Source organism: Thermodesulfatator indicus DSM 15286 (assembly GCF_000217795.1).
GTDB classification, from domain to species: Bacteria; Desulfobacterota; Thermodesulfobacteria; order Thermodesulfobacteriales; family Thermodesulfatatoraceae; genus Thermodesulfatator; species Thermodesulfatator indicus.
The window spans coordinates 98,805-111,626 of sequence record NC_015681.1; the positions used below are offsets into that span (position 1 = coordinate 98,805).

10 protein-coding genes are annotated in these 12,822 nt (G+C 45.5%); 5 read left to right on the forward strand and 5 right to left on the reverse strand.

Going from position 1 to position 12,822, the window contains the following annotated elements:
- Positions 1-126: 126 nt before the first annotated feature.
- The gene (locus THEIN_RS00505; RefSeq protein ID WP_013906733.1) at positions 127-1,392 is read left to right on the forward strand and encodes a M16 family metallopeptidase; all 1,266 of its coding nucleotides are present in this window, start codon (positions 127-129) and stop codon (positions 1,390-1,392) included.
- A 180-nt stretch (positions 1,393-1,572) separates the two neighbouring features.
- Here THEIN_RS00505 and THEIN_RS00510 read toward each other — a convergent pair whose 3' ends face one another.
- From THEIN_RS00510 to THEIN_RS00525, 4 genes are all read right to left on the reverse strand, one after another.
- Positions 1,573-2,757, reverse strand: coding sequence for an Mrp/NBP35 family ATP-binding protein (locus THEIN_RS00510; protein WP_013906734.1), 1,185 nt, complete (start codon positions 2,755-2,757; stop codon positions 1,573-1,575).
- Positions 2,758-2,819: 62 nt separating this feature from the next.
- Entirely contained in the window at positions 2,820-3,164 is a 345-nt protein-coding gene (locus tag THEIN_RS00515) for a DsrE family protein (RefSeq protein ID WP_013906735.1), read from the reverse strand.
- Between the two features lie 76 nt (positions 3,165-3,240).
- Positions 3,241-4,245, reverse strand: a complete 1,005-nt coding sequence (locus tag THEIN_RS00520; RefSeq protein ID WP_013906736.1) for a (Fe-S)-binding protein — start codon at positions 4,243-4,245, stop codon at positions 3,241-3,243.
- Complete coding sequence (locus THEIN_RS00525; RefSeq protein ID WP_013906737.1) at positions 4,232-4,804, reverse strand: HD domain-containing protein; 573 nt, start codon at positions 4,802-4,804, stop codon at positions 4,232-4,234. Before THEIN_RS00525 ends, THEIN_RS00520 begins: the two co-directional genes overlap by 14 nt.
- A gap of 267 nt (positions 4,805-5,071) precedes the next feature.
- Here THEIN_RS00525 and THEIN_RS00530 point away from each other — a divergent pair, with 267 nt between their 5' ends.
- Positions 5,072-5,989 carry an ADP-ribosylglycohydrolase family protein gene (locus THEIN_RS00530; protein WP_013906738.1) on the forward strand — a complete coding sequence of 306 codons (918 nt, stop codon included), beginning with the start codon at positions 5,072-5,074 and terminating at the stop codon, positions 5,987-5,989.
- A 91-nt stretch (positions 5,990-6,080) separates the two neighbouring features.
- On the opposite strand, the gene THEIN_RS00535 is transcribed toward THEIN_RS00530, so the two are convergent.
- Positions 6,081-9,329: an SNF2-related protein gene (locus THEIN_RS00535; protein WP_013906739.1), complete on the reverse strand. Its 3,249-nt coding sequence runs from the start codon at positions 9,327-9,329 to the stop codon at positions 6,081-6,083.
- 207 nt (positions 9,330-9,536) lie between these two features.
- Between THEIN_RS00535 and THEIN_RS00540 the strand changes: the two genes are divergently transcribed.
- The 3 genes from THEIN_RS00540 (at position 9,537) to THEIN_RS00550 (ending at position 12,681) form a co-directional block, all read left to right on the forward strand.
- On the forward strand, positions 9,537-10,328 hold the full coding sequence (locus THEIN_RS00540) for a class I SAM-dependent methyltransferase (protein WP_013906740.1): 792 nt from the start codon (positions 9,537-9,539) through the stop codon (positions 10,326-10,328).
- A gap of 305 nt (positions 10,329-10,633) precedes the next feature.
- Complete coding sequence (locus tag THEIN_RS00545) at positions 10,634-11,185, forward strand: hypothetical protein (RefSeq protein ID WP_013906741.1); 552 nt, start codon at positions 10,634-10,636, stop codon at positions 11,183-11,185.
- Between the two features lie 110 nt (positions 11,186-11,295).
- A complete protein-coding gene (locus THEIN_RS00550) occupies positions 11,296-12,681 on the forward strand; it encodes a hypothetical protein (RefSeq protein WP_013906742.1) in 1,386 nt (461 codons plus the stop codon).
- Positions 12,682-12,822: the final 141 nt, after the last annotated feature.

The window sequence follows — 12,822 nt, forward strand, 5'->3', positions numbered from 1 at the left end:
CGTATGACTTTCTAACGTTGTCACGGTGAGCCTTAAGCGAAACAGTCTCTTGAATAAAGTATTTCGCAAGGTCTCTAGTAATATCTATGGTTGTATTTCTACGTCTTTGGTTTATGTTTGAGCGCCATGAGTATAGAACTCAAAAAAGAATTGTTCCCCTCTGGCCTGCGGGTGGTAACAGAAAACATTGCAGATTTTCCTACAGTTTCTTTAGGCCTGTGGTTAAGCATTGGTAGCCGAGACGAAGAAGATTATCAAAACGGGCTTACGCATTTTATAGAACACCTGTTCTTCAAAGGTACCCATCGGCGCACGGCTTTAGAGATTGCTAAAGAGCTTGACCGTTTGGGAGGCTACTCCAACGCCTTCACGGCCAAAGAATACACATGTCTTCACGGAAAGGTGTTGCCTGAAGACTTGCCTCGTTTTTTAGACCTCTTGGCCGATATCTTCTTAAATCCACTTTTTTCGCCCGAAGACATTGAACGCGAAAAACAAATCATCCTTCAAGAAATAAAGATGCTTGAAGATTCCCCTGAAGAACTGGTTCATGAACTATTCAGCACCCTACTTTGGGGAAAACATCCTCTTGCTCGCCCAATTCTTGGCCAGTGGGAAGTTATTTCTCGCGTATCCAAAAATGATGTTCTTGAATTTTACGAAAAATATTACAAAGCCTCTAACCTGGTAATAGCCGCCGCGGGGAAGGTAGAACATGAAGAACTGGTAAACCTTGTCCAAAACAACTTTGGCAAACTTGCTCCTGGAGAAACTAAAAAGCGCCTCCGGCCTAAACCCATTTCCAGATGTGACGTTCAGAGGCGAGAGCTTGAACAGGTACACCTGGTTCTGGGCGTAGCCACACCAGGAACAAGAGATGAAAGTCGCTACGCCGCTCTATTTTTTAACACCCTGCTTGGTGGCAACATGAGTTCGCGTCTTTTTCAAGAAGTCCGCGAAAAGCGCGGGCTAGCTTACGCCATTTATTCTTATCTTTCTCTTTACGAAGATGTCGGCCAGCTTGGCATTTACGCAGCGGTGGAAAAGGAAAAGCTTAAAGAGACCCTTTCTGTTATCAAGAACGAACTTGATGCTTTGATGGAAAATCAAATTAGCCAGGAAGAATTTGAAGCTGCCTTTGATAACCTGAAATGCGCCCTTTTACTTTCAGCAGATAACCCCGATAGCCGCATGACCCGCTTGGCCAGAAATGAATTCATCTTTGGCCGTTATATTCCTTACGAAGAAACCGTTGAGAAAATAAAGGCCCTTACCCCTCAAGATATCACCGCCTTTGCCAGAAAGGTTTTTGGAGTAAAACCAACCCTTGCCCTTCTCGGGCCGATTGGTAAAGACGAAGGGCTTTCTCTTTACGAAGAAATATTCTGTTAATTGTTATATAGACTGCTTCGCCTGTCCTGAGCACAGCGAAGGGATCTCTCCTAACAGGCCTCCTCGCAGTGACAGAATGGTAGATGGCCGATAGTAGATAGCCGGTGGTGAAACAGCGGGATCCCTGGCGAAATTTTAGAAAAAGATCAAAATCTGGCCCCCAAATTGGGGGCCCTAAAATTATTTTTTAATCACTCCGGCTATCAAGTCCTGCACGGCCATGTCAGACTTCATCTTGGCCGGGATATTTTCAATCACGTGGACTCCCATGTTAGTGAGGCTTTCTTTTAATTTCTTAGAAATTTGAGGCGTTAAAAGATGAGTAATCACCTGCTCTTTAAGCCATAAGTCCATGGGAGCATCATCAGGTTTGGGAACCACGTCTTTCACTTTGACGACACCTTTTTCTACGTCGTAAATGGCAAACATAGAGGCCTCATCGGCTTTATCAGTTACCAGTGGACCTTCCACCGGAACAGCCACCCGCATAAAACGCCCTTCTTCAATGTCTTTCAAGAGTTCTTCAGTGGCGGCTACCACGTTTCTGACCAGCTCCTCAAAGGCCTCAGCGGTTTTGGACTCTGGAAAAGCCGCAATCATGGGTTTACCTGAATCGCCTGCGGCTACTACTCTTGGGTCAACGGGAATGCGACCTAAAAATTTAATACCAAGCTCTTCGGCTAAACGCTCACCTCCACCGCGCTTGAAAAGGTCAACTTCCTTGCCGCAATGAGGGCAAATAAAACCACTCATGTTCTCCACCAGCCCCAGGATGCGCATCTTCACCTTTTTGCAAAAATTGTAAGACTTTTTTACGTCAATCAAGGAAACTTCCTGGGGTGTAGTTACCAAAAGGGCATAAGCATCAGGAATAGTCTGAGCAATAGTCATGGGTTCGTCACCTGTGCCAGGAGGGGCGTCTATGACCAGATAATCAAGTTTTCCCCAGTCAATATCGCCGATGAACTGTTTGATGGCAGAAATCTTTAATGGCCCACGCCAGATGATGGCTGAATCTTCTTCAGGAAGTAAAGGCTCAATAGAGAGAAACTTGAGGTTTGGCGAATAAACCACCGGGCCGATACGGCCATCAGGACGGCGAGGAAGATGAGCCCGCCTTAAACCAAGCATTTTGGGAACATTTGGACCGTGAAGGTCAACATCTAAGAGGCCGACCATAAAGTCCTGTAAAGAAAGGCCTACCGCCAGGTTAACCGCCACCGAACTTTTTCCTACCCCGCCCTTGCCGGACATAACCATGATTTTGTGACGGATCCTGGTAAGCTGCTCTTTGACACGGCGGTCTTGTTGTTCAATTATGGCACTTTTATCCATTCCAGGCATACCTTTAGCTACGTTTTCCATATCATTTCCTCCTAAAAACTTTCCGCTAAAACTAACAGGTGCTAGCTGTTTGGGCAAATTAATTAAGCTCTTACGTAGCGAAAACCGTTATCCTGCCATTCTACCAGCGCCCTTATTCCCGCGGAAACTATATGGCAGTTAGCCGGGACCTTTTCTTCAGGCACATTGAAGGCCTTCATAGCGTTGCGGCAGAAATGAACCTCCCCGCCTAAAGAGATGAATTCTTCCATGAGTTTTGTGATTTCTTCATCAAGTTCTAGAAGCACCGTAATGCCCTGGGCATTTACCAGGACACGCGCCAGAAGTTCCTCACCATCGGCCTTGGTTTTAAAGAAATTTACACCCATTTTTAAGGCTATCTTGTAACGAGTTGAGTCAGGCACGTGAATTACCAGTTTAAGCGACATAATAAGGCCTCCTTGACCTTTTGTTTGGCATAATGCTTACTAAAGCATTTAAAGCACTAACTCATAAATATCAACACTAAGGTTCTCGCTTAAGTGAAAATCTTGGGTCAATAAAAGTTTTCAGATACTCTATCACCATCTTAGCGGGAAAAGTAGGAAACGCCTTTTTAAGGGCCAGCAAACAGGAAGTACAGGCTGTGGCCAGGTAACGGGGCTTACTCTTTTCAATCTCTTTAAAAAGGGGCCGCCTTATTTGCTCGGCCTTTTTGGAGAAAAGATAACCAAAAGCCCCTGCCTGGCCGCAACAGCCTTCATAGTAGAGAAGGCCTAAATCTCGCCACCAAGGGAAGGTGTCTAAATTTTTCAAATGACAGGGCACCTGAAAAAAAATGTCTTCTTTAGGCACACTAAACTCTAAATCCTGATTTTTAGCCAGATAGGCCATGGCGTCCAGAGTTTTGGCTGATATCCCATCGTCTCCGGTGAACGCGGGATAAATTTTTTTAAGAGTAAAAAGGCAGGAAGCACAAAGGGTTATAATAAGCTCAGCCTGCTTAAAGGCCTTAAGGTTTGTTTCTAAGTGTTCTTTAAAGGCCTTCTCATCACCTGCCGCCAGGAAAGGAAGCCCGCAACAGGTTTGTTCTTGAGGCACAAACAGGTCAGCAGGCCGTGGACATAAACTTATTAAGTGCTTTATGGCCTGTGGATAAAGAAGCTCACCACCACAGCCGAGAAAAATAGCTATTTTCTTTCCCTTTAAAGAAACTAGTTCTTTTTTAATAGAAAACCTTTCCGAGGCTATTGGCTTTAATTTATCAGCCGCGGCCAGCAAATATCGCGTAGGTATGGGATGAGCTAACTTGGCCTTAACCAGTGTTTCCAGAAGGGGAACATTATTAGGGCAGGTCTTCTCACAGGCACCGCACAAAAGACAGCTAGCCCAAAAACTAAAAGAGGCCTTCTTCTCCTCGAGGGCCATTAGCCTTCCCCTGGGAGAAAAGGTCTCGCGTCTGGTGGCCTTAAACACAGGACAGGCCACCAGGCATTTACCACAACGGGCACAAAGCTCAGTTGGTTTCATCTTTGGCCACAAATTGGTCAAGCCACCAGGAGGCCCAATCTGTTTCGGTAATGGCCTCTGCAAGTTTACGGCCAATATCGGTACGAAGCCTTCTTTTGGCGTAAACCAGCCAGCGGCGGGCGTAAGGGTTTCCCAGGTCATGCTGCTCCTTGAGCATAACCATGAGGTCTAGCTGGTCGGCATCATGGACTAGTTGGGCCTCAAGGGTCTTGGCCTCGCGGTATTCTCTTAAAAGCTCCTGCCATTCTTCCTCCCAAGGAAGACCAGAGAAGGCATCGTTAGCCGCGGCCTCTTCGTCAACTCTGTCATAGAGTTTGTTTACCGAATTGAGGTCCCCGGTGCGTGCCTCTAAAAAATCATGCAAAATGGCCATCTTAAGCAGTTTAGTTTCGTCAACTTCTGGAACGAGCTTGGCAAGCATCATAGCGGCCAAGGAAACACCAAAGGAATGGGCCGCTATGTTCTCTTTGCCTGTCCCCAAATAGGCATATCCCGTGCGTTCAAGGCGTTTCAACATAGCTCCTTCAAAGAGGAGCTTGGCTAACCTGTGCCAAAACATATTTCCTCCTAATCGGTTGCTGAAAAATTCTATTTTGGAGATCTTTACAAAATGCTATACTTTAGAGACTGCTTCGCCCATACGGGCTCGCAGTGACACCCTAAAGGAGTCATGGCGAGGCTGCGTCAACAGCCGAAGCAATCCCTGTCACGAGGCACCAATGCCGCCGTGGTGATCTATTTATGTTTTTTAAATTTTACAGACGTCTCTCTATTCTGAATAGTAAACTCAATATATTCAAGAGGGAAATAAATTAGCGAGGTGCTTATGACTTTACGTGAACGATATACCGGTTGCCTTTTGGGGCTGGCCGTGGGAGACGCCTTAGGGGCTCCTCTTGAGTTCCAGGCAAGAGACCTCTTTGAGCCTGTCACGGACATGATTGGCGGAGGCCCACATTTCCTTGAACCCGGACAGTGGACAGACGATACCTCCATGGCCCTTTGTCTGGCCGAAAGCCTTATTGAAAAAGGCGGCTTTGACCCTCACGACCAGATGGAACGTTACTGCCGTTGGTACGAGGAAGGATATTTGAGCAGCACAGGGGTGTGCTTTGACATAGGAAATACGGTTAAAAAGGCCCTTGAAAAGTTTCGCCAAACCGGAAACCCCTTTGCCGGCTCAAAAGACCCCTGGTCTGCTGGTAACGGCTGCATTATGCGGCTGGCTCCAGTGCCTATGTTTTTCTACCCGGACATAGAAAAGGCCGAATGGTACGCCCAGGAAAGCGCCAGAACCACCCACGGAGCCCAAGAATGCCTGGACGCCGCGCGTCTTTTTGCTCGAATGCTGATAAGAGCTCTTGCCGGGAAGCCCAAAGAAGAAATCCTTCTTGCTGATAGCGAAAATTTTGAAGCCAGTCCCAAAATTCTTGATATAGCCAGAGGTGCCTATTTTGAAAAAGAAGAATACGAAATAAGAGGCACGGGATACGTGGTAGAAAGCCTTGAAGCCGCTCTCTGGTGTTTCTGGCAAAGTGAGTCCTTTGAAGAGGCTGTTTTAATGGCCATTAATCTTGGTGATGACGCAGATACCACCGGTGCCGTGTGCGGGCAGATTGCTGGTGCCTATTACGGCGAGAAGGCCATCCCTGAAAGATGGCTTAAAAAGCTTACCATGGCCGAAAAAATCAGAAATACAGCCTTAAAACTCCTTGAAGCTGCTACAAGAAGAAGTGAAAAGTGAAAAGTGAAAGGTGAAAGGTGAGAAGGCGTGTAAGGCCAACGAGGTAATCTCCTGAGAGGCGAAGCCGTCTCAAACAGCTAAGCAAGTCTCCTCACTCCTTACTTTCTTCTGGTAAGCCTAGGAGGCAGGCGGCTATCATCTTTTCTACCGGGTCTTTGGTCTTCACGTTTGCCAAAAGGCTCTTTAGTTCTTCTGTGGTCAGAGGGTTTTCTCGCAAGTATGTTTTCAGGTCTTTTAGGAGAAAAGGGCCTCTTTTCTGGGTCGTTTTTATGAATTCCTGAAGTTTTGGCACCAGAAGCTCAAGGCACAGGCGGGAGAAGTGATAGAGGTCAAGGTTTTCTTCGCGGTAGTTTTCAATCAAATAAAGAAGGCGCGCCACCACGGCCCTTCTTTCGTGGCCCCTATCCCTGCGGTGGTAATACCTTAAAATTTCTTGGAAGACCTTTAAAGCCCGCTTATGTCTGGCCGGCAATAGTAAAAATTCTGCCCTTTTGAGGTCTTCAAGAAAGCTCTGCAAAAGCTCATCAGCCCCTTTTAACCAGGGGATAGAAGCCTCGTCAGGGGTTAAATTCTCTCGTAGTTTCTGACAAATTTCTGAAATATCAGTTATCGGTTCTTTCCCTTTTTCAAGGAAAACCCATGAAGGCGCGGTATTAGCCTTCTTTGAACCTTTGAGACACAAAAAGCACCACGGCCTTTTGGCCTTTACCGCGCTAACCAACGAACCCTTTATCTTGAGGCCCTTTATCTCTCTAAAAGTCTTTTCAGGTACTAATGGGTTTTCACCTTCCATAAGTTTTTTGACCGGTTGAAAGGCATCAGCCAGCCCGTCCCAAAAACTGGCCTCAAATTCCTTTCTTTTTTGTTCAAAAAGCTCAAGCATCATGCGCCCGGTAATCTTTTCTTCCTGATAGCCCTGGGCGTATTCCAGAAACTCTTCAGGGATGTTGATATTGCTTCCCAGTATGTTTTCCACTAGCAGGTGGCGCTCAACAAGACGCCTGTCAGTGGAAACACAGAATTCTTGCGAGTCATTTGGCCAGTAAATTTCAACTTCTTCGTGAGGGCTATCAAGGCGCTCAATACGGCCGATGCGTTGCTCAGCAAGCCTTATAACCGAAGGTAGATCAAAAAACACCACCGCTCCTGCCTGCTGAAGGTTTACACCTTCAGCCACCGCGTCAGAACAAAGGGCAAGCACATTCTTGGCCGGCGACCCCAGAGAAAAGAAGCGCTTAAGGAGGCGTCTTTCCTTTGGCCTTCCCCCGGTAACGAAAAGTATCTTTATCTCCGGGTCAAGCCTCTTTACAAGGCCTTCCAGATAGGCCAGCGTGATTAAACGGCTGTCATAAGCCAGAATAAGTTTGTGTTTTTTGAAAAGCTCAAGTACAAAGCGGGCCTTGGTTTCTTCGCGAGCAGGGGATATTTCCCGACAAAGACTGGCTATCCGGCCATAGATTTTCATCTCCTGGTCAAGGGCCTCAAGAAAGGCCTCTTTGCTTTTAAGCCAGAGAGGCGCTTCAGCAGTCTCCGGCAAAGGCCTGAAAAGCTCCTTGGCTTTAAGCTTCCAGTCAGCCAGGGCACTTAGAATGTCGCCAGTGGCGTGCTTGAACTTGCCGCTAAGCCCAAAGGCCCTTTGGGCGGCTTCAGTGCCTTCAATGTGCTCCACGAGAGCCACTCTTGAGGAGCGCAGCATGGCCTTGACATTAAACCGGGCCAGGGCCGGGGCTGCAGAAAGCCTTTTACTTAAAAAATTAGCGTCAAAGGCGTTTTCGTTTTGCCAGAGATCAAAGATAGTTTTTCGCAACCAGACAAGGCCTTTGAGTTCCCGCGAAAGCTCGTCAATCTTAAGAGCTAACTCGCGGTCGCGTTGGGTTTCTCCTGTAGGGTAAAGTTTGCTAATTTCTTTCGGGAAACGGCAGAGACGCCCAAATTTGTCACGATATTCCTCTGGTTTTTCTTCAATGAGACGGTTTAACTCCTGTTTGGTGCGCCGCACGGTAAAGAGCTGAACATAACGCCTAAGCTTTTCCAGCTGATCACGAGAAAATTTCCCGGTGGTTTCAATCTCACGTCTTAGTTTCTGATAGGTCTCAAGGCCCTCTTCAGAAAGGTTATCAAGGCCAAGGACTTCCATTAAACGCAGGAGGTCTTCCACGCCGCGATTTATGGGCGTGGCGGTCATGAGGATTACGTGTTCAGCCAGGCTGTTTAACTGGATACTCTGCGAACGCCTGGAAGTACGGGAAAGGTAATTATGGGCTTCGTCGATGAGGAGGATATTGGCCCGCCTAATCTTTTCAAGGGCACGGCTTCTGGCCTCACCGTGTGACACACTTAATAGCCCCTGAGAAATGGCCTCTGGCACAAAGGGAATGTCTTCGCTTAAAGCCTCTTCTTCCCACTGGTCTTTAACACCAGGTGGGCAGATTACGTAGCTTGAAAGGCGTCTTAACTCCTGCCGGGAAAGAAACCTGAAACTTAGCGCCGTAAGCACCGCAAGCCCTACTTTGGTCTTCCCGGCGCCGGTGGGGTCAGCAATGAGCACACTTCCGTGGTTATCAAGCACCCATAGGGCCTGAGCCACGGCCTGCCGCTGGGAAGGCCAAAGCTTTAGCCTGGCAAGCACCCGGCTTAAACCCTCGTGCTGAGTAAGCCATTCGTCGCCCATTATCTGGCAAATGGCATAGGCCAGCACCTCCTGCCAGCTTACGTAGCGCAAAAGCTGCTCTAGAAGGGCTATTATCTCCTCCTGGTAATCCTGACTGTCTTTAACAAAGTTTGAGACAATAAGCTTTAAGTCTTCGTAGCGTGGGTCTGTGGCTGAGAGGCGAATATTGGCCTCTTTTTGAAAAACAAAGCCAGCCCGGGAAAAATTGCTTGAGCCCAAAATAGCATGGGTATCTCCCAGATAGACCTTGGCGTGAAGCTCTCGGCCCAGGCGAAAGACAATATTTCTCGCCTTTAACTCTTCGAGAAAATTGAGAAGAGCACCACTAAGGGTTACAGAGATACCCTTTTCAAGCCAGTATTCCTTTATCTCCTGAGAGAGGTTAACTTTGGGCCAGGGAGCCTTTAACTGCTCTTCAGGGAGATCAAGCTCGTGGCCTAACACCACGGTAATCTTGCGGTTAGGGAAATGACCCTCGCCAAAGAACGAAATAAGGTATTCAAGAGAAGAATAGCCGGTAACGATGGTATAGCGACTTGAAGAGAGAATATCTTCACGGACAATGTTTTCTATTTTTTGATAAGGAGTATTCAAGGGAAAAAATTCTACCGATGGCCAGACACGCTCTTCAACGCGCTCAAAAATAGAAATCTGTTTTAGTTTTTCCATGTTGTAAAGAGATCTTTGCCGGAGGTTTTACTTAAAAGCTGCTTCGCCCGTACGACAAATAAGGTTTCCATAAATTTTTACCTGGTTCACAATCTCTCTTTACCTTACAATGCCTTAGCAAAGAGGCCAATAGCTGAGAATTTCCCGTTATTAGCCCTGAGATATCAAAAGTGCATTTTAAGGAAAACGAGATTTAAATTATAAAACATGAGTTACAAATGGAATCCTGAAGAATATCGCATTAGCTCTTCGAATCAAAAAAGATGGGGTCAAGAACTACTTTCAAAAATTGATTTTAAAGGCGATGAAAAAGTTTTAGATATTGGTTGCGGAGACGGAGAAATAACAGCCCTTATTGCCCAGAGAGTTCCCAAAGGATTTGTTGTAGGAATTGATAGCTCAAAAGATATGATAAACATGGCTAAGAAAAATTTTTTGTCAAAAGAATATCCAAATCTCAGTTTTTTGGTAAAAGATGTAAGAGAAATCACTTTTGAGAAGGAATTTGATATCGTATTTTCAAATGCTTGTCTACATTGGGTAATAGATCACCTTTCTGTCCTTAAAAGAATAAAAACAAGTTTAAAACCTTCTGGAAAAATCTTTTTTCAAATGGGTGGTAAGGGAAATGCAGAAGAAATTATAAAGGTCTTAGAAAATATTATAAGACAACCAAAGTGGTCTAAATTTTTTAAAAATTTCTCATTTCCTTATGGTTTTTATAGCCCTAAAGAATACAGTAAATGGCTAAAGATAGCTGGCTTTAAACCAAAAAGGATTGAGCTATTAACAAAAGATATGATTCATCAAGACGAGAAAACTTTTGCTTCATGGCTCCTCTCTACCTGGCTTCCTTACCTCCAAAGAATTCCTGAAAATAATAGAGAAGAGTTTATAAGCGAGGTGATAAAAAGATATCTTGAAAAACACCCTCAAGACAAAAACGGGTGTATTCATGTTCAAATGGTAAGATTAGAAGTCGAAGCCGAAATACACTAAAAGGCCATAAAAACATGTAACCACCATAATCCTGCTTAAACATTGGTGGCTTAGCCACCTGCCATCGACCAACTGCCATTTAGCAAGTTAAGTGAGAAGTGAAAAGTTTTAGTACTATCAGCTATCCACCATTAGCCATTTACCATTTAGTTACTGCGAGCCCGACAGGGCGAAGCAGTCTCTTAAGTAACATTTTGCAGAGGTCTCGTCTCTAATAAAATTAAATAGGTATTTCTTGACAAAGTGTGAAAAGATAAGTATTTATTTCACAATTTTGCTCCTAGCGGAACTTGAGGGAAGACACAATGGCATATGAACATTGGAAAAAATTCGTTGTTGGGTCTTTGGTAGGTGCTGTTGCATTTGCAAGTGCTTACATCTTGCCTGCTAAAAAGGCAAGGGCTGAAGACAGGATATTTGCTGCGGTTAGCTTTCCGTTAAGCAGGGATTTCCTTAAAGGTGCAAGGGTTGAAGGCGGCTTTGCGCATCTTGATGACAACACAGGTTACAGTGCTGAACTATTCGTAGCACCTTTTCAGAAAACAATCGGAGTAGGTGCTGACTTATACGCTGGAACAGAAGACCTTGGCGGCTCTTTAGGTGCAGAACTTGGCTACAACATACCAAACCATAGCATTCAAGAAGCACTAAGGGCAAGAATTGAAGCTCTCAAAGGAGCAACAAACCTCGGCGTTAGATTACCTTTAGACGGCATTAAGCCAAAGCTTTCCGGGTTAGAACTTACCATAGGTGGTGGCACTCAAAAATGGGTTGAAGATAAAAAAGAAGACCCTGCTACTACAAGCAGCAGCAATTCTGCTACTCCTACTGGCCCACCTATTAGTGGCGATTTTTAAACTCTCTCTCCTTTAATCCCTCCTTATTTCACTTCCTTTTAATCTCTTTTAATTTCATCTCTTTCGAATAATAAAAAACATTTAAATTAAAGTGGCTTGCCTGCATAGGTATGGCAACCTTAAGAAACCTGTGGGCAAGTTTATTTCTCGTGCTCTTCCTGTTTGGCTTGGCCAACGGAGCCGGTGTAGAATATTATCGTGACCTCAGTTACACTTACCAAGTATACAGGACGGATAGCACTTACACAAACATACAAGGCTCTGATCTCCTGGCTCAAGGAACGAGTTCTTATAAAAATACTCCCGGCATCCCTCAACACTGGTGGGCTTTTGTAGGAACGGATGTAGGAAATAACTATGGTTACGGTATAATATTCTTTGAACCAAACGACGAAAACCATCTATTACTAAAAACTTGGATTGACTTTAAACCTGTTGATTATAACACCACCGTAAACGCCGACTTCCCTAAACACTACCGCCAATCTGATCCCACACACCAATACGAACTCCCCGCAGGTGCCAAATGCCAAGCAACATACATCTCTCACAACTATAACGATGCCACCAAAACACTCTCCGTCACCATACAAAACAACCTAAACCCATTACAAACCATCAGCGGCATCCCAATAAAATACAACGGCGTCGAGCTCCACAAAGCAAGCTACTTGCCCCCCGCTCTGGCCGAAACCCTCAAAAAAAACTACTACACCAAATACTTCGCATACCTAAAACTAACCTCAACCACAGGCTCACCCTACAAAGACCTCTACATCTTACCCCAAGAGCTCCAAAAAGACAGCTCCGGCAAACTCAAAACCTACTCCTACCCAAACAACCTATACCCTAACCCAACCACCCTAAAATCCGAACTAGACGACTCCGACACCCTCTCAAACGGCGACTACCTCTACTACAACGGCAGAGAATACCCCAGCTGGTATAACTCAAACCCTCTCTACTATTACTACTCATTCATCGGCGCACTAAGTTCTGCCAACAAAATCGACACCTCAAATTACAACATCCCTTCCATAGGAGCCATGGAAGCTTACCCCTATATGACCCTAAAACCCGGCCAAAACACCCTAACCTTCAACCTCACCCCAATCTACAACACACTCCAAAAAGCAGGAATATTTGGCACCTGGACCGCAACACTCTACCTAATCCCTATTGACGGAAAATGCGACCTAAACGAAAATAACCAGCTCAACACCAACGACGCCATAACAACCACCCACGCACTCACCTACCAACTAAACGCCATCAACATCATCCCCGACACAACAAACATAGGCACAGAACTAGTAGACACCCACGCCATGCACAGATTCCGCCACTGCCGCTGGAACACGCTTTCCCACGAACTAGAACTCTCCGACCACACAACTATCCCCTTACCCACCATCACTCCTAAAATAACACTAATAGAAAAAATCAACGGCATAACAATCACCAAAAAAACCATCCCAATAAACCCTGTCTTCTGAAAGAAACGAAGTCCAGGGGTATACTACCTATGTGGCTCTCTCTTACCCTTGAGGGAAAAATCCTGGCCCCCTAACACTCCAACAAATATTTCTTGACAAAGTGTGAAAAGATAAGTATTTATTTCACAATTTTGCTCCTAG

Bases quoted from the DNA above. Each gene is read 5' to 3' on its own strand.
- THEIN_RS00505 (WP_013906733.1), top strand. From the start codon at position 127: ATGAGTATAGAACTCAAAAAAGAATTGTTCCCCTCTGGCCTGCGGGTG.
- THEIN_RS00510 (WP_013906734.1), bottom strand. From the start codon at position 2,757: ATGGAAAACGTAGCTAAAGGTATGCCTGGAATGGATAAAAGTGCCATA.
- THEIN_RS00515 (WP_013906735.1), bottom strand. From the start codon at position 3,164: ATGTCGCTTAAACTGGTAATTCACGTGCCTGACTCAACTCGTTACAAG.
- THEIN_RS00520 (WP_013906736.1), bottom strand. From the start codon at position 4,245: ATGAAACCAACTGAGCTTTGTGCCCGTTGTGGTAAATGCCTGGTGGCC.
- THEIN_RS00525 (WP_013906737.1), bottom strand. From the start codon at position 4,804: ATGTTTTGGCACAGGTTAGCCAAGCTCCTCTTTGAAGGAGCTATGTTG.
- THEIN_RS00530 (WP_013906738.1), top strand. From the start codon at position 5,072: ATGACTTTACGTGAACGATATACCGGTTGCCTTTTGGGGCTGGCCGTG.
- THEIN_RS00535 (WP_013906739.1), bottom strand. From the start codon at position 9,329: ATGGAAAAACTAAAACAGATTTCTATTTTTGAGCGCGTTGAAGAGCGT.
- THEIN_RS00540 (WP_013906740.1), top strand. From the start codon at position 9,537: ATGAGTTACAAATGGAATCCTGAAGAATATCGCATTAGCTCTTCGAAT.
- THEIN_RS00545 (WP_013906741.1), top strand. From the start codon at position 10,634: ATGGCATATGAACATTGGAAAAAATTCGTTGTTGGGTCTTTGGTAGGT.
- THEIN_RS00550 (WP_013906742.1), top strand. From the start codon at position 11,296: ATGGCAACCTTAAGAAACCTGTGGGCAAGTTTATTTCTCGTGCTCTTC.